General features: G+C 64.4%; 4 protein-coding genes. 3 read left to right on the top strand and 1 reads right to left on the bottom strand.

Annotated elements, in window-relative coordinates; all coding sequences use genetic code 11:
- Nucleotides 1–18: 18 nt before the first annotated feature.
- On the top strand, nucleotides 19–1,410 hold the full coding sequence (locus ACF8GF_RS21240; RefSeq protein WP_176685671.1) for an aspartate aminotransferase family protein: 1,392 nt from the start codon (nucleotides 19–21) through the stop codon (nucleotides 1,408–1,410).
- Between the two features lie 41 nt (nucleotides 1,411–1,451).
- Here the strand turns inward: ACF8GF_RS21240 and ACF8GF_RS21235 are convergent, their stop codons facing one another.
- The gene (locus ACF8GF_RS21235; RefSeq protein ID WP_392488440.1) at nucleotides 1,452–2,405 is read right to left on the bottom strand and encodes a siderophore-interacting protein; all 954 of its coding nucleotides are present in this window, start codon (nucleotides 2,403–2,405) and stop codon (nucleotides 1,452–1,454) included.
- 184 nt (nucleotides 2,406–2,589) lie between these two features.
- On the opposite strand from ACF8GF_RS21235, the gene ACF8GF_RS21230 reads away from it, so the two are divergent.
- Both ACF8GF_RS21230 and ACF8GF_RS21225 read left to right on the top strand, forming a co-directional pair.
- On the top strand, nucleotides 2,590–16,839 hold the full coding sequence (locus tag ACF8GF_RS21230) for a non-ribosomal peptide synthase/polyketide synthase (protein ID WP_392488439.1): 14,250 nt from the start codon (nucleotides 2,590–2,592) through the stop codon (nucleotides 16,837–16,839).
- A gap of 1 nt (nucleotide 16,840) precedes the next feature.
- A partial coding sequence (locus tag ACF8GF_RS21225; RefSeq protein WP_392488438.1) for a condensation domain-containing protein occupies nucleotides 16,841–18,402 on the top strand: 1,562 nt, incomplete at its 3' end.

Here is an 18,402-nt window from a genome sequence, read left to right as displayed (position 1 = left end):
GCTCGCGAGGATTTACCCATGCCCACCGCTTCCAGCCTTGCCCGGGTTGTACCGGCCAGCGTGCCGCAACCCTTGTACGAATTCACCGATTCGCCCTTGCTGCAACGCCAGCAGCAACAGGAATCCAACGCCCGCAGCTATCCACGGCGCATCCCGCTGGCGCTCAGGCGCGCCCGTGGCATCCACGTCGAAGATGTCGAAGGCCGCCAGTTCATCGACTGCCTGGCCGGTGCCGGCACCCTGGCCCTGGGCCACAACCACCCGGTGGTGGTCGAGGCGATCCAGCGGGTGCTGGCTGACGAGTTGCCGCTGCACACCTTGGACCTGACCACCCCGGTCAAGGACCGCTTCGTCCAGGACCTGTTCGGCATCCTGCCCGAGGCGCTGCGCCGCGAGGCCAAGGTGCAGTTCTGTGGCCCGACCGGCACTGATGCGGTAGAGGCGGCGCTGAAACTGGTGCGCAGCGCCACCGGCCGCAGCACCGTGCTGGCCTTCCAGGGCGCCTACCATGGCATGAGCCAGGGCGCGCTGAGCCTGATGGGCAGCCATGGGCCGAAACAGCCACTGGGGGCCTTGCTCGGTAACGGCGTGCAGTTCATGCCTTACCCCTACGACTACCGCTGCCCGTTCGGCTTGGGCGGCGAAGCCGGGGTGAAGGCCAACCTGCATTACCTGGAAAACCTGCTGCTCGACCCGGAAAGCGGCGTGCCACTGCCGGCGGCGGTGATCCTTGAGGTGGTGCAGGGCGAGGGTGGTGTGATCCCGGCCGATATCGAATGGCTCAGGGGTGTGCGCCGTATCACCGAGCAGGCCGGTGTGGCGCTGATCATCGACGAGATCCAGAGCGGCTTTGCCCGCACCGGACGCATGTTCGCCTTCGAACATGCCGGCATCGTGCCGGACGTGGTCACCTTGTCCAAGGCCATCGGCGGCAGTCTGCCGCTGGCGGTGGTGGTGTACCGCGACTGGCTGGATACCTGGAAGCCGGGCGCACATGCTGGCACTTTCCGTGGCAACCAGATGGCCATGGCGGCGGGTTCGGCGGTGATCAATTACCTGGTCGAGCATCGCCTGGCCGAACATGCCGAGGCTATGGGGCTGCGCTTGCGCAAGCACCTGCTGCAGTTGCAGCAGGACTATCCGCAGTTGGGTGACATTCGCGGGCGTGGGCTGATGCTCGGGGTGGAACTGGTCGACCCACAAGGCCAGCCTGATGCGCTGGGCCACCCGCCGGCTAACCGCGACCTGGCGCCTAAGGTGCAGCGCGAGTGCCTCAAGCGCGGCCTGATCCTGGAGTTGGGTGGGCGACATGGGGCGGTGGTGCGTTTCCTGCCGCCGTTGATTATCAGTGGCGAGCAGATCGACGAGGTGGCGCAGCGGTTTGCCGAGGCGTTGATCGCGGCAGTCTGAACCATTGCCGGGGGTGCAAAGCGCCCCCAGGCTATCTCAAGTCAATCAAAGGTCCGCCCGGCCCGCCAATAACCCATCAGGGTCAGGCACTCTCGTTGCAGCCCGCGCTCCTTGATCAGATACCGGCGAATATCCATTACCGTCGCCGATTCCCCCGCGACCCAGGCATGGAACGCACTGCTGGTGCTACTGGCCTGTTCCCACAAGATCCGTGTGTCGATGTCCACTTCTTCCAGCTTCGCCCGTGGTGCGGCAGGCTCCTGTGGCAGGCTGGCCAGTTCGCGCACGGCATGCTGCATGGCTTGGCCATGTGCGCAGCTCAGCAGTTCGCGCGGCAGCCAGTGCAGTGCAGTGGCATCGCCATGGCGCAGGCTCAGGCAATCCGCTTCCAGCGGCACCTCGATGAACGCTTGCACTGCCAGCTCGGGCTGGGTGTCAGCCAGTTGCTCCAGGATGCCGGCAATCGCCGGCAGTGCGGTTTCGTCACCTACCAGCAGCACATTGCGCACACCTTGCGGTGGCTTCCATTCATAACCGCCGGGGTCGCCTTCATAGGCCAGGTTGGGCGCGACTATCTGCAAACGGTCACCCACCTGCGCGTGGGTGGCCCAGGCCGAGGCGGGGCCGTTGACACCATGCAGCACGAAGTCGATATCCATCTCCAGCGCCTCACGGCGCAAGGCACGGATGGTGTAGGTGCGCATCGGCGGGCGCTGGGCCGGTGGCAGGGCACTGTGCGCGGCCTTCCAGTGCAGGTCGTTGTTCAGGCTGGGCGGTGAGCCGTCGGGGGCGGGAAACAGCAGCTTGACCCGTTGGTCTGGGGCCAGGGTGGTCATTTCAACAACTTCTGGTCCGGTGAATACCAGCCGGGTGAGCGAAGGGCTGAGCGCGATCCGCCGCTTCAGCTGGACATTGAAGATTCGATAGCTGGGGCGTTTGCCGGGGAGCGCTTGAGTGACCCGCTTGCGCAGGTTGTTGGCCAGGGTGGAGAGCATCGCGAGGGCCGCCTTCTGGAGGATGGGTATGACGTTCAGACGAGTCGCCCACCCGGTGATTTAATCGCGCAGCCTGGGCTGCGGGCGGTGGCCGGGGCTTTGGCTAAATCAGCTCGCGGCTGTTTCGTCTTTGAGGGATGACTGGGCCCTGTGGTCCCGCTTCCTATCGCTAAGGACGCATTGCATGAATGCCGAAAACTCGTTGAAACTCGCTCGCCGCTTTATCAAACTGCCGCCGGAAAAACGCCGTTTGTTCCTGGCCGGGCTAAAGGCAGAGGGCGTCGATTTTTCCTTGTTTCCGATCCCTGCCGATGTTGCCTGCGATGACCGCGATGGGTTGTCCTACGCCCAGCGGCGTATGTCGTTTCTCTGGCAGCTGGACCCCCAGGGCGCTGCCTACAACCTGCCCATGGCTGTGCGCCTGAAGGGCAAGCTCGACCGCCAGGCCCTGCAGCAAGCGTTCGATCGCCTGGTTGCGCGCCACGAGAGCCTGCGTACGCGCCTGCGTACCCAGGGTGAGCATCTGTACCAGGAGGTCCTCGCTGCCGAGGCCGTTGCCATCGTCGAGCACGACCTCACCGCCCTGGCAGCGGCGCAACGCGAGGCCCGTGTCGCGTCACTGGCCGAAGCCCAGGCGCAGGCACCTTTCAACCTGCTGCAAGGGCCGCTGTTGCGCGTGAACCTGCTGCAACTGGCTACCGACGAGCACGTGCTGCTGCTCACCCTGCACCACATCGTGGCCGATGGCTGGTCGCTGAACGTGCTGATCGACGAGTTCGTGCGCTTGTACGATGCTGCCTGTCAGGGCAGCGAAGCGACCCTGCCGGCGCTGCCCATCCAGTACCGCGATTATGCGCTGTGGCAACGCAGCTGGCTGGAAGCCGGTGAGCAGGAGCGACAGCTGAGCTACTGGCGCGAGAAACTGGGCGATGATCATGCCGTGCTTGAGCTGCCGCTCGACCATTCCCGTGTCGGCGCACCGAGCCATCGCGGCGCGCGGCGCGAGTTGCAGGTCGACCCAGCGCTTGCCGAGCGTCTCAGGGCGTTGGCCAGTGCCCAAGGGGTTACCCTGTTCATGGTGCTGCTGGCATCGTTCAAGCTGCTGCTGCAACGCTACAGTGGCCAGCGCGCCATCCGCGTCGGCGTTCCGGTCGCCAACCGCCACCGTACCGAAGTAGAAGGCTTGATCGGTTGCTTCATCAACACCCAGGTGCTGCATACCGATATCGACCCGCTCATGGATGTGAGCCAGCTACTCGGGCGGGTCAAAGACACCGCCCTGGGCGCCCAGGTGCACCAGGACCTGCCGTTCGAGCGCCTGGTCGAGGCGCTCGAACTGGATCGCAGCAGCGCGCAAAGCCCGTTGTTCCAGGTGCTCTTCAACCACCAGGCGGCCATCGCCGACGCCGGTCAGGTCCGCCTTGGCAGTGGGCTGACGCTGGAAAAAGTCGCCCTGGACAAGCACAGCGCTCGCTTCGACCTTTCCCTGGACACCTATGAAAGCGCCGGGCGTCTGCACGCGGTGTTCACCTATGCGCTGGATGTCTTCGAAGAAGCCACGATCATCGGTTTCGGCGAGGACTGGTTGCGACTGCTCGACGGGCTGACCCAATCGCTCTCCACTGCGGTCGGCGAGCTGCCCTTGGCGACCCAGGCGGTACAGCCGCTGGAGCCGCAAGCTGCCGGGGCGCAAACGCCCGGCCTGTGCGTTCATCACCTGATCGAAACGGCCGCCAACCTCAACCTGCAAGGCCTTGCAGCGAGCGGCGACGCCGGTCGAATCAGCTATGCCACCTTGCAGGCACGCTCGGATGCCCTGGCCCACGCACTACTGGCGCGTGGCGTACAGCTGGATCAGCGGGTCGGCGTGGTGGCCGACCGATCCTGCGAGATGCTCATCGGCATCCTGGCTGTGCTCAAGGCCGGTGCCGCCTACCTGCCGCTGGACCCTGACCAGCCCCAGTCGCGCATCGACTTCATGCTTGCCGACAGCGAGGTCAAGTGGGTAGTGGGCCGAGCGGGGCAGATCAGCCTGCCTGAAGGCGTCGCAGCGATTGACGTGGCGGGCGACTACCCGTCAGCGTCGGCGCCCAAGGTGGCGGTCCATACCGACAACCTTGCCTATGTCATCTACACCTCTGGCACCACCGGCAAGCCCAAGGGCGTCGCGGTCAGCCATGGCGCCTTGGTCAACTACGTGCGCGGCGTCAGCCAACGCCTGCCCATGGACCAGATCGCCAACCTGGCGATGGTCACCACGCCGGCGGCCGACCTTGGCCACACCATGCTGTTCGGTGCACTGTGCTACGGCAAGACCCTGCACATGCTGCCCAAGGAGACCGTGCTCGATGCCCAGGTCTTCGCCGCCTACCTGCAGGCGCATGCCATCGATGCACTGAAGATCGTCCCCTCGCACTTGCAGGCCATGCTCGCCGCAGGTGCCGAAGCCTTGCCACGGCGCTGCCTGGTGGTCGGAGGCGAAGCGTGCACTGCGGCGCTTCTGGGCCGCATCAAGGCCTTGGCGTCCGACCTCGAGGTGATCAACCACTATGGTCCCACCGAGACAACGGTCGGCGTCCTTACCCATGCCCTGCAGGATCGCCCGGTGCTCGGCCAGCCGCTGGAAAACCTGCGCGCCCATGCGCTGGACAGCTGCCTTCAGCCCGTGCCCGGCAAGGCCAGGGGGGAGCTCTATATCGCCGGTGCAGGGCTTGCGCGTGGCTACCTGGGCCAGGCGGCGCTGACCGCCGAGCGCTTCGTGCCCGACCCCTGCGGCACCGAGGGTGCGAGGATGTACCGTACCGGCGACTGGGTACGCCTGAACGCTGACGGCGAATGCATTTTTGCCGGGCGCATCGATGGCCAGGTGAAGATTCGCGGCTACCGCGTCGAACTGGCCGAGATCGATGCCTGTCTGCGGCAGTTGCCGGGAATCGAAAGCGCCGTTGTGCGCGTGGTTGGCGAAGACGCCGATCGGCAGCTGGCCGCCTACCTGGTCCCGCAGCAATGGGCTGCGCAGGACGAAGCCCGTCAAGCAGTCGTCGACGGTATCCGGGCCGCGTTGAAGCTTGCCCTGCCTGAGCATCTGGTGCCGCATTATCTGATGCTGCTGGAGCATCTGCCGGTAACCCTCAACGGCAAGGTCGACGTCAAGGCATTGCCTGAGCCGGTCGCCGTCACAGCCCTTTACCGGGCTCCCGAGACCGCACTGCAGATGCAGGTCGCGGCCATTTGGGCCGACGTGTTGCAACAGGCCCAGGTCGGCCTCGACGACAATTTCTTCGCCTTGGGTGGCCATTCGCTGCTGGCGACTCAAGTGGTCTCGCGGATCAGGCAGCAACTGCGCCTGGACGTGGCCTTGCGGGTGCTGTTCGACACTGCCGACCTGTCCGGTTTCGTCGAGGCGCTGCAGGGGCTGGAGCAGGTCGCCGGGGGCGAGATCCAGGTGCTGGACCGGACGGTGCCGCTGCAGGTTTCGCACGCTCAGTATCGCCAGTGGATGTTCTGGAAGCTGCACCCGCAAAGCACCGCCTACAACACCCCTCTGGCCATCCGCTTGCAAGGCCAGGTGGACCGGGCCGCGTTGCAGGCCGCGTTCGATGCGCTGGTGATGCGCCATGAATCCCTGCGCACGATCTTCGAAGAGCATGACGGCATCCCCCGGCAGCGCATACTGCCCGCAGCGTCGCCGTGCATCGAGTACCATGACCTCAGCACTGCCGACGGCCGGGCGCTGCAGCAGCGCCTACAGGACGAGGCGCTTACGCCCTTCGACCTCGAACAGGGGCCGCTGATTCGGGTCAAGCTGTTCCAGGGTGGCTCGCAGGAGCAGGTGCTGACCGTGCTGTTGCACCACATTGTCTCGGACGGCTGGTCCATGAGCGTCATGGTCCGCGAGCTGGCTGCCGTCTACAACGCCCACACCACCGGGCAGTCGCTCGAACGCCAGGCGCTGGCGGTGCAGTACGCCGATTACGCCGCCTGGCAGCGCGAACGCCTGGCCTCGGGCGAGCTACAGGCCCAGCTGGCATTCTGGAAAACCACGCTGGAAGACGATTTTTCAGTCCTCGAACTGCCTGCCGACCGTATTCGCCCTCAGGTCCAGAGCTATCGCGGCGGGCGCGTGGATGTGCTCCTGCCTGCCGCGCTCACCGCCGATCTGCAGCGCCTGGCGGTTGCTGCCAATGCCACGCTGTTCCATGTGTTCCTGGCCTCGTTCGCACTGCTGCTGTCGCGCTACAGCGGGCGCGAAACGCTCAACATCGGCATGCCGGTGACCAACCGCAATCGCCTTGAGCTGGAAGGGCTGATCGGTTTCTTCGTCAACACACTGGTCGCTCGCGTGGCGGTCGATCCGTTGCAGTCCTTCAGGCACTTGTTGCTGGCGGTCAAGGAGACCACCCTGCAGGCTCAGGCGAACAAGGACATCCCCTTCGATGTGCTGGTGGAAGCGCTCAAACCCGAGCGGGGGTTGGGCCACAACCCACTGTTCCAGGTCATGTACAACCACCTGAGCGACCTTGGCGAGCGGGTCTCCGGCGACAGCGTGCAAGGGCTGCGTATCGAGGAGGTCGACCAGGTCGAACACACCACGCAGTTCGACCTGTCGCTGGACACCCTCGAACGCAGCGATGGTGTGATCGCTTCCTTTGGCTATGCATCGGACCTTTTCGACGTCGAGCGTATCGAACGCCTGGCATCGGTCTGGGTCAACCTGCTCGGCGCCCTGGCCAGTGACACGACAGTGCCGGTGGCCGACCTGCCTTTGCTCTCGGCTGCCCAGCACAAGCTGGCACTCGAAGCCGTCGACCCGGCCCCCTTGCGTTTCGCCGAAGGCCTCGGCGTGCATCAGCTGTTCGAGGCGCAGGTTCTGCGCGCACCGGAGGCTACGGCGCTGGTCCTCGATGATCAGGCACTGACGTATCAGGCACTCAACCGCCGCGCCAACCAGTTGGCCCACAAGCTGCGCGAGCTTGGCGTGGGGCCTGAGGTGCGTGTTGGCATCGCCGTGGAACGCAGCCTGGACATGGTGGTAGGCCTGCTTGGCATTCTCAAGGCCGGTGGTGCCTATGTGCCGCTCGACCCGCAATACCCGCAGGAGCGCCTGCGCTTCATGATGCAGGACAGCGGTGTTCACCTGCTCCTGACCCAGCCCCACCTGGCACCGATGCTGCCGGTTTCCACAACGGTGACCTGCCTTGAAATGCAGGCGGATGAGCAGTGGCTGGGCAACTACAGTGCGGCCAACCCGGTGAGCCTGACCGTCCCCGACAACCTGGCTTATGTGATCTACACCTCCGGGTCCACCGGCAAGCCCAAAGGTGTGGCCATCGCTCATCGGGAGCTGTCGGTGTTCTGCAGCGTGGCGGCTGACTATTCGCGGCTCGATGCCAGTGATCGGGTGCTGCAGTTCGCCACGGTCAACTTCGACGGTTTTGTCGAGCAGCTCTACCCGGCCTTGTGTTGCGGTGCCCGGGTCGTCATGCGCGGCTCGCAGCTGTGGGACATCGAAACCCTCAAGCAGGCCATCGTCACCCACGGCATCACCGTGGCGGACCTGACCACCGCCTACTGGCGCATGCTGGCGGCGGAAAAGCTGCCCGCCGGCGCCTGCGCGTCGCTGCGTCAGGTGCACGTGGGCGGTGAAGCCATGCCGATGGAAAGCCTTGGCGACTGGTACGCCAGCGGATTGCAGCAGGCACGTCTGCTCAATACCTATGGGCCTACCGAAGCGACCGTGGTGACCACCGTGCAGGACTGTGCAGGCTTGCAGCCGGGTGCCGGTGGCAAGGCCATCGTGCCGATCGGGCGGGCGGTGGGCGGCAGGGTGACCTATGTCTGTGACGATGGCCTTGTCCTGGCCCCGGCCGGTTGGGTGAACGAACTACTGATCGGTGGTCGCGGCTGTCTCGCCCGTGGCTATTTCAACCGCCCGGCGCTGACCGCCGAGCGTTTCATTCCCGACCCGTTCGACCCGGTCGGCGGCGGCCGTCTGTACCGTACCGGTGATCTGGCAAGCGCGCGTGTCGAGGGTGTTCTCGACTATGTCGGTCGCATCGACCATCAAGTCAAGATTCGCGGCCTGCGCATCGAACTGGGCGAGATCGAAGCGCGACTGCAAGAGCATGCCAGGGTGCGTGAAGCACAGGTCATCGACATCGACGGGCCCACCGGCAAGCAACTGGTCGCCTATCTGGTGATCGAGGGCGAGCCGCAGGATGCGCTGCGTGAAAACCTATCAAGCCACCTCAAGGCTGCATTGCCGGACTACATGGTTCCGGCGCACCTGATGTTCCTCGGCCAATTGCCGCTGACGCCGAACGGCAAGCTGGACCGCAAGGCGCTGCCAAGGCCCGACCTGAGCCTCGACCAGCCTGCCTACGTGCCCGCTCGCAGCGAACGCGAAAAACAGATTGCAGCCATCTGGGCTCAGGTCCTCAAGGTTGAACGCATCGGCCTGACCGACCATTTCTTCGAACTGGGCGGGCATTCGTTGCTGGCTACCCAGGTCACCTCGCGCATTCGCCAGGCCCTGGGCCTGGAAATACCCCTGCGCACGCTTTTCGAAGCCCCGGTGCTGGCTGATTTCGTCGCCTTGGCAGGGCAGGGCACGCACGCGCCTGCCCTGGCGTTGCAGCCGGTCGACCGCACGCAGCCGTTGGCCTTGTCTTATGCCCAGCAGCGGCAGTGGTTCTTCTGGCAGATGGCCCCTGAAAGTACCGCCTACAACATGGCCACTGTCTTGCGACTGCGCGGCGAGCTGGATGTCGAGGCACTGCGCCTGAGTTTCGAAGCGCTGATCGCGCGGCACGAGACCCTGCGTACCACCTTCCGCCAGGCCGGTGACCAAGCCCTGCAGGTGATCCACCCGGCGCAGCCGTTCAGCCTGGCTTGCGAAGGGGTCGAACCGTGCGAGGGAGACGAACAGGCCGCGCTGCTCAAGCGCCTGGTCGAGGCAGAGACGCAACGCCCCTTCGATTTGGAGCACGGGCCGTTGTTGCGCGTGAAACTGTTGCGCGTGACCGAGGATGACCATGTCCTCGTACTGACCTTGCACCATATCGTCTCCGATGGCTGGTCGATGCCGGTGATGGTCGATGAACTGGTGCAGTTGTACCAAGGGCTGCGCAACGGGCAGGCGGCGCAGTTGCCTGCGCTGCCTGTCCAGTACGCAGACTACGCCGTATGGCAGCGGCAGTGGATGGAGGCCGGTGAGCGTGAGCGCCAGCTGGCCTACTGGAAGGCCCAGCTGGGCGACCGGCAGCCGGTGCTCGAACTGCCCGGCGATCGCCCGCGCCCGGCTAACCAGGACTTCGCCGGCGCCAGTTTCGCCATCGACCTGGACCGCGACCTCGTGCACGCGCTCAAGGCATTGGCCCAGCAGCAGGGCGTCAGCCTGTTCATGCTGCTGTTGGCCAGCTTCCAGACCCTGTTGCACCGCTATTCGGGGCAGGACGATATTCGCGTCGGGGTGCCGATCGCTAACCGTAGCCGCCTGGAAACCGAGCGCCTGATCGGCTTCTTCGTCAATACCCAGGTGCTCAAGGCCGAGTTCGACCTGCACACCACCTTCAGCCAGCTGCTTGAGCAAACGCGTCAGACGGCCCTGGCGGCCCAGGCTCATCAGGATCTGCCGTTCGAGCAGTTGGTCGAGGCGCTGCACCCTGAGCGCAGCCTGAGCCACAGCCCGCTGTTCCAGGCGCTCTACAATCACCAGACCGAACAGCGGGGGCAGGCGCGCAGCCTGCCCGGGCTGGAAGTTCAAGGCATGGCCTGGGAGCGCTATACCGCACAGTTCGACCTGACCCTTGATACCTTCGAGCATGCCGACGGGCTGGGGGCCTCGCTGGTCTACGCCACGTCGCTGTTCGATCGCCCGCGCATCGAGGCGCTGGCGCAGCATTGGTGCAACCTGCTGGCCGACATCGTGCGTCAACCCCATCAGCGTGTCGCCGAACTGGCGATGCTGGGCAGCCAGGAGCGTGAGCAACTGTTGGCAAGGTGGGACCAGACTGGTGACGACCATCCGGAAGACCGTTTCGTCCATCAACTGTTCGCAGACCAGGTTGCCCGCACCCCCGAAGCCATCGCGATCCGCTTCGACGATCAACGCCTGAGCTACCGCCAACTCGATGCGCAGGCCAATCGCCTGGCGCACCGCTTGATCGAGCAAGGCGTCGGCCCGGAGGTCAGGGTGGTCATCGCCATGCGCCGCTCCACCGACATCATGGTGGCGTTCATGGCGGTGCTCAAGGCAGGTGGCGTGTATGTGCCGCTGGACATCGCCTATCCGCAGGACCGCCTGCGCTACATGATGCAGGACTGCGCTGCGGCCTTGGTGCTGACGCAGAGCGATGTGCTGGGCACGCTGCCAATCCCGCACGGGTTGCCGACGCTGGCGGTGGACCTGCCGGCCGCCTGGCATCAAGGCCCGGACACGGCGCCCGAGGTGGCGCTGTCAAAGCACAACCTTGCCTATGTGATCTACACCTCGGGTTCGACCGGCATGCCCAAGGGTGTCGCAGTGGCGCACGGGCCTCTGGCCTCGCACATTCTGGCCAATGGTGAACGCTATGAAACCGGCCCGCAGGATTGCGAGTTGCACTTCATGTCCTTCGCCTTCGATGGAGCCCATGAGGCCTGGATGCACCTGCTGATCAACGGCGCCAGTGTGCTGGTGCGTGACGACAGCCTGTGGCTGCCCGAGCAGGCCTACGCCGAGATGCACCGGCATGGCGTGACCATTGCTGTGTTCCCGCCGGTCTATCTGCAACAGCTGGCCGAGCATGCCCTGCGGGTGGGCAACCCGCCACCGGTGCGCATTTATTGCTTCGGTGGTGATGCCGTACCGCAAACCGGATACGAGCTGGCCTGGCAGGCCCTGCGCCCGCAATACATCTTCAACGGCTACGGGCCGACCGAAACGGTGGTCACACCGTTGCTCTGGAGCGCGTCGCCAGGCGATACCTGCGGCGCGGCCTACGCGCCTATCGGCCGCCTGGTCGGTCGCCGCCGCAGTTATGTCCTCGACGCCAGCCTCAACCTGGTGCCGTTGGGGCACAGTGGCGAATTGTTCCTCGGCGGGCTCTGCCTGGCGCGTGGCTATCTCGACCGGCCAAGCCTGACCGCCGAGCGCTTCGTCCCCGACCCGTTCGCCGCGAACGGCGAGCGGGTCTACCGCAGTGGTGACCTGACCCGCACCCGCGCCGACGGTCTGGTTGACTATCTGGGGCGCATCGACCATCAGGTCAAGATCCGCGGTTTCCGTATCGAGCTTGGCGAGATCGAGGCGCGGTTGCAGGATCACCCTGCGGTGCGCGAAAGTGTGGTCATCGACATCCAGGGCCCAGGCGGCAAGCAGCTCGCCGCGTATCTGGTCAGTGCGGATGTGCAGCTCGACGACCTGCCGGGGCAAAGCCTGCTGCGCAGCGAACTGCGCGATCACCTCAAGGCGACCTTGCCGGACTACATGGTGCCCACGCACCTGGTATTCCTCGACACGTTGCCGCTCACGCCCAATGGCAAGCTGGACCGCAAGGGCCTGCCAGCGCCTGACGTCACTCAGCTGCAGCAAGTGTACGTGGCACCTCGAAACGCGCTGGAGCAGACCATCGCCGGGATCTGGGCGGATGTTCTGAAAGTCGACAAGGTGGGGCTGTCCGACAACTTCTTCGAACTGGGTGGCGATTCCATCATTTCGATCCAGGTGGTCAGCCGCGCGCGCCAGGCGGGTATCCGCTTCACCCCCAAAGAGCTGTTCCAGCACCAGACCGTCCAAGGGCTGGCCTCGGTCGCCAGGCAAGGGGACGAGGGCGGATTGCTGATCGAGCAGAAGGCTGCCACTGGCCAGACCCTGCTGCTGCCGATCCAGCAATCGTTCTTCGAGCAGGACATTGCCCAGCGCCACCACTGGAACCAGGCGCTGTTGCTCAAGGCAGGTCAGGCGCTCGACAGCCAGACACTGGAGCAAGCGCTTCAGACCCTGGTGATCCACCATGACGCGCTGCGCCTGCGCTTCGATTGTGCAGAGGGTGAATGGACGGCTCGTTACGGTTCGCCAGAGCCACAGCAAGATCTGCTGTGGCAGGCTACTGTGGCGGATGCCGAGGCGCTTGAAGCGTTGTGCAATGACGTCCAGGGTAGCCTTGACCTGCAGCGCGGCCCGTTGCTGCGGGCATTGCTGGCAACCCTCGCGGATGGCAGCCAGCGCGTGTTGCTGGCGATCCATCATCTGGTGGTGGACGGGGTGTCCTGGCGCGTGCTGCTGGAAGACCTGCAAACCGCCTACCGCCAGTTGCACGCCGGCCAGCCAGTCGACCTGCCAGCCAAGACCAGCGCGACCCAGGCGTGGGCTGCGCACTTGCAGCGCTACGCACGCAGCGAAACGCTGCAGGCGCAGCTGGCTTACTGGCAGGCGCAACTCGGCCAGTCTGATGCAGACCTGCCTTGCGACAACCCGGGTGGCTCGTTGCATGGCATGCATGTCGGCACCGCCCGCACCCGTCTTGACTCGGCCAGTACCCGGCAACTGCTGCAACAGGCACCTGCTGCCTACCGTACGCAGGTCAACGACTTGCTGCTGACCGCACTGGCCCGCGTCATCGCACGCTGGACCCAGCGCAGCGACGTGCTCGTGCAACTGGAGGGGCATGGCCGCGAAGAGTTGTTCGATACCATTGACCTGACGCGGACCGTGGGCTGGTTCACCAGCGTGTTCCCGGTGCGACTGAGCCCGGAGCAGACGCTTGATGCGTCGATCAAGCGGATCAAGGAACAGCTACGGTCGATCCCGGACAAAGGCATCGGCTACGGTGCCCTGCGCTACCTGGGCGATGAGCAGGCCCGCGCAGCGCTTGCGCAGTTGCCGAACCCCCGCATCACCTTCAACTACCTGGGGCAGTTCGACGGCAGCTTCGCGCCGGGCTCGGACGCCGATGCGTCGGCATTCCTGGTGCCCGCTGGCGAAAGCGCCGGCGCCAGCCAGAGCAGCGAAGCGCCGCTGGACAATTGGTTGTCGATCAATGGCCAGGTCTATGCCGGTGAGCTGAACCTTGAGTGGACCTTCAGTCGCGACATGTTCAACGTTGACACGGTGCAGCGCCTGGCCGACCAGTTCGCTGCCGAGCTCAAGGCGATTGTCGAGCATTGCCTGGCGGATACCCACGCAGGTTTGACGCCTTCGGATGTTCCGCTGGCCGGGCTGACCCAGGCCCAACTGGACAGCCTGCCTGTTCCGGTGGCGCAGATCGAAGACCTCTATCCCCTTGCGCCCATGCAGCAGGGCATGCTGTTCCACAGCCTGTTCGAGCAAGGCGGGGGGCATTACATCAACCAGATGCGCGTCGACGTCAAAGGGCTCGACGTGCCACGCTTCAGGCTCGCCTGGCAGGCCGCTGTCGATCGCCATGAGGTGCTCAGGGCCAACTTCGTGACCTGCTTCCAGCACCCGCTGCAGGTCATTCGCAGGCAGCTCGAATTGCCGTTCACGTACCTGGACTGGGCCGGCATCGCCGAGCAGGGTGCGGCCCTGGACAGCTGGGCCGAAGCGGATCTGCGCAAGGGCTTCGACCTGCAGCATGACCCCCTGCTGCGCCTGGCGGTTATCCGCACCAGCGAAGCATCGTGCCATCTGGTCTTCACCAGCCATCACATTCTGATGGATGGCTGGAGCAATGCGCAGTTGCTCGCTGAGGTGCTCCAGGCTTATGCCGGGGTGCCGAACGGTGGGCTGACGGGCCGCTATCGCGATTACATCGAATGGCTGCAGCGCCAGGATGCCCTGCAAGCTCAGGCCTTCTGGCAGCAGCAGTTGCATGACCTGAACGAGCCTACGCGCCTGGCACTGGCCATGCGTCAGGACAAGGCCCGCCTGGGTACCGGCTACGGTGAACACCAGCAGCGCTTGAGCGAGCAGCAGACGCAGGCGCTGGCTGCTTTTGCCCGGCAGCAGCGGGTGACCGTCAATACCTTGGTGCAAGCGGCGTGGCTGCTGCTTCTGCAGCGTTACACCGGGCAATCGTGCGTGAGCTTCGGTGCGACGGTATCCGGTCGCCCGGCGGAGCTGCGCGGTGTCGAGCAACAGCTGGGGCTGTTCATCAACACGCTGCCGGTGGTCGCCAACCCGCGTCCGCAGCAGCGGGTGGCGGAATGGGTGCAGCAACTGCAGGCGCAGAACCTGGCGCTGCGCGAATACGAACACAGCCCCTTGTACGACATCCAGCGCTGGGCCGGATCGGGTGGGGAAGGGCTGTTCGATACCTTGCTGGTGTTCGAGAACTACCCGGTCGGCGATGCTCTGCAGCAGAGCGCACCCGCCGGACTCGTGTTCGGCAACGTGCACGGGCATGAACAGTCGAGCGTGCCGCTGACCTTGGCGATTGGCGCAGGTACGCACCTGTCGGTGCACTACAGCTACGACCGCCAGTGTTTCACGCAAGAAAGCATCGCGCAGATTGCCCGCCACTTCGGCACGCTGTTGCAGGCGCTGGTCGAGGATTCGCAGCAGGTGCTCGCTCGACTGCCTTTGCTCGAAGCAGAGGAGCGGCACGCAATCATTCATGACTGGAATCCGGCGCCTGTGAATCATCATCCCGATCAGTGTCTGCACCAGCTGATCGAAGCCCAGGCTGCGCGGACGCCGGAGGCCATTGCCGTGGTCTCGGGTGAGCGGACCCTCAGTTACAGCCAACTCAATCGGCGTGCCAATCAGCTGGCCCACAAGCTGCGCGAGCAGGGCGTGGGGCCGGATGTGCTGGTGGGGATCGCTGTGGATCGTGGCCTGGAAATGGTCATCGGGCTACTGGGCATCCTCAAGGCGGGAGGCGCCTATGTGCCGCTGGACCCGGAGTATCCGGAAGATCGTCTGGCTTACATGATGAGCGATAGCGGTATTCGCCTGTTGCTGACCCAGTCACATCTGCTCGCCCACTTGCCGCTGCCTGAGGATGTCGATTCGCTGCTCCTGGAGCCGTTCCCTGGCTACAGCGAAGCCAACCCGGTCAACTTCACGCAACCTGCAAACCTGGCTTACGTGATTTATACCTCGGGGTCCACCGGCAAACCCAAAGGGACCTTGCTGCCTCATCACAACGTCGTGCGGCTGTTCCAGGCAACCCAGGACTGGTTCGGGTTCGATAGCCGGGATGTCTGGAGCGTCTTCCATTCCTACGCGTTCGATTTCTCTGTCTGGGAACTGTTCGGTGCGCTGGTTCATGGGGCCAAGGCCGTGATCGTGACCAAGGACGTAGCCCGATCACCCGCGGAATTTCACGCATTGCTGATCCGTGAGCAGGTCACGGTGCTCAACCAGACACCTTCGGCGTTCAAGCAACTGATCGCGCATGCCTGCACACGACCGCAGGGGCAGTCTGAGCTTGCCCTGCGTTACATCGTGTTTGGGGGTGAAGCATTGGATGTCGGGAGCCTGGCACCGTGGTTCAACCACTTCGGCGACAGCCAGCCGACCCTGATCAACATGTACGGCATCACTGAAACCACGGTGCACGTCACCTACCGGCCTGTGAGTCGTGAAGATCTGCAGCGCGATGGTGTCAGCCCCATCGGTCAGGTGATTCCCGATCAGTCGCTGTACCTGCTTGATGCTGACTTCAATATCGCCGCCCCCGGTTGTCATGGCGAACTGCACGTTGGTCAGGCCGGCCTTGCCCGTGGCTATCACAGGCGCGCGGCGCTTACGGCGGAGCGGTTCGTACCCGACCCGTTCGATGGCAGCGAGCAGGGTGGTGGTCGCCTCTATCGCACCAGCGATCTGGCACGCTACCGCATGCAGGGTGCGATCGAATACGTCGGTCGTATCGATCATCAGGTGAAGATCCGAGGTTTCCGTATCGAGCTGGGCGAAATCGAGGCCAGGCTGCAGGAACATTCGCAAATCCGCGAAGCGGTGGTACTCGCTACTGACGGTCCGAGCGGTACGCAACTGGTTGCCTATCTGATCCCTGTCCAAGCGCCCTCGGCAGCGTTGCGCGAGAGCCTGCGCGAGCACCTTAAAGCGACGTTGCCCGAGCATATGGTGCCCGCCCATCAGGTGTTCCTGGAAACGCTGCCTCTTACGGCAAATGGCAAGCTCGATCGGCGAGCCTTACCCAAACCTGATGTCTCGCAGCTACAGCAGCAGTTCGTCGCACCACAGAGCCCGCTGGAGCAGGACGTTGCAGCGATCTGGGCCGATGTGCTGAAGCTTGAAAGGGTCGGTATGAGCGACAACTTCTTCGAGCTGGGCGGGCATTCGCTGCTGGCAGTCCAAGCGACCCAGCGTGTGCAGTTGCTGCTGGGGCTGGAGGTGCCGCTTTCGGCCTTGTTCGGTGCCGGGCGACTTGCGGACTACGTGGCGACGATGGCTGAGCTGGCGCCTGCCAGCGCAGCGGATGTCGATGAGTTGAGTGATTTCCTGGCAGAACTGGAGAGTGTTTGAAATGACGGCCCAGAACATCGAGCTGGTTAAACGGTTCCTGCATCTGCCACTGGAGCAGCGCAAGCAATTCTTTGAAAGGATGCAGTCCAAGGGCATGAGCTTCGCTCGGCTGCCGATCCCGCGGATACGGGACGAATGGGGGACCATCGGGTTGTCGTATGCCCAGCAGCGCCAGTGGTTCCTTTGGCAGTTCGAGCCCGAAAGCGCGGCCTACAACATCAGCATGGCCCTGCGTTTCAGGGGCGCATTGGACCCCGCGCTTCTGCAGCGTAGCCTGGAAGACCTGGTGCACCGCCACGAAAGCCTACGCACCGCTTTTGCCCAGGACGGCGACCAGCCTGTCCAGGTCATTGAACCGAGTGTGCGGGTGGAAATTGTGCGAGAGCCCTTTGCATCGGCACCAGACGCTGATTTTGCCGAGCGCCTTGAACGTCGCATCGAAGAAGAGGCCGGCCAGCCTTTCGACCTGGGGCAGGCGCCCCTGTGGCGAGTAAGGCTGCTGCAGGTGAACGAGGCCGATCATGTGCTGATCCTGGTCATGCACCATATCGTCTCCGATGGCTGGTCGATGCCGATACTGCTGGACGAGTGGATCCGCAGTTACGAGGGGCATCGCCTTGGCCAGCCGGCGTCGTTGCCGGAACTGCCGATCCAGTATGCCGACTATGCCATCTGGCAGCGCCGGTGCATGGAAGCGGGTGAGCTGGCGCGTCAGCTGGCGTACTGGGAGGCCGAGCTGGGGGGGGAGCTGCCGGTGCTGGAACTGCCGATCGACCGTCCTCGCCCGGCCGTGCAGAGCCGGGCAGGTGCAAGCCTGGATATCAGTCTGGACGACACACTGTGTGCCGGCCTCAAGCAACTGGCGCGTGATCGGGGCGTGACAGTGTTCATGCTTCTGCTGGCCAGCTGCCAGACCTTGCTGCACCGCTACAGCGGGCAGAACGATATCCGTGTCGGCATACCCACGGCCAACCGTAATCGAATGGAGACCGAAGGCCTGATCGGCTTTTTCGTCAACACCCAGGTACTCAAGGCGGAATTCGACCTGGGGATGACCTTCACTGAACTGCTTGAGCAGACTCAGCGACGAGTCTCGGGTGCACAGGCCCATCAGGACCTGCCGTTCGAGCAGCTGGTCGAAGCCTTGCAGCCAGAGCGCAGCCTCAGCCATAGCCCGTTGTTCCAGGTCATGTTCAATCACCAGACCGAAGCGCGCGGGCAGGGTCGGCAGCTGCCTGGCTTGGCTGTCGAGACCCTGAGTTGGGAACGCGGGACCGCGCAGTTTGACCTGACGCTGGAGACCGTGGAGCACGAGGCAGGGATTGCAGTGTCGCTGACCTACGCAACCGCGCTGTTCGACGAAGCCACCATTGCCCAGCTCGCCGGGCACTGGCAGGGCCTGTTGGCCGCCATCGTCGCCCAGCCGCAGCAGCGCATCGCCGAGCTGCCGCTGTTGAATGCCGCGCAGCAGCAACAGGTGGTCTACGACTGGAACCGCACCCACGCCGACTACCCGCTGGAGCAGTGCCTGCAGCAACTGATCGAGGCGCAAGTCGCCGCCAC

The sequence above is a fragment of the Pseudomonas sp. yb_5 genome (genome assembly GCF_043103865.1).
In the GTDB taxonomy this organism is placed as follows: Bacteria; Pseudomonadota; Gammaproteobacteria; order Pseudomonadales; family Pseudomonadaceae; genus Aquipseudomonas; species Aquipseudomonas putida_Y.
The sequence above is the reverse complement of the archived record's forward strand: the minus strand, read 5'-3'. Positions and strand labels throughout refer to the sequence as shown.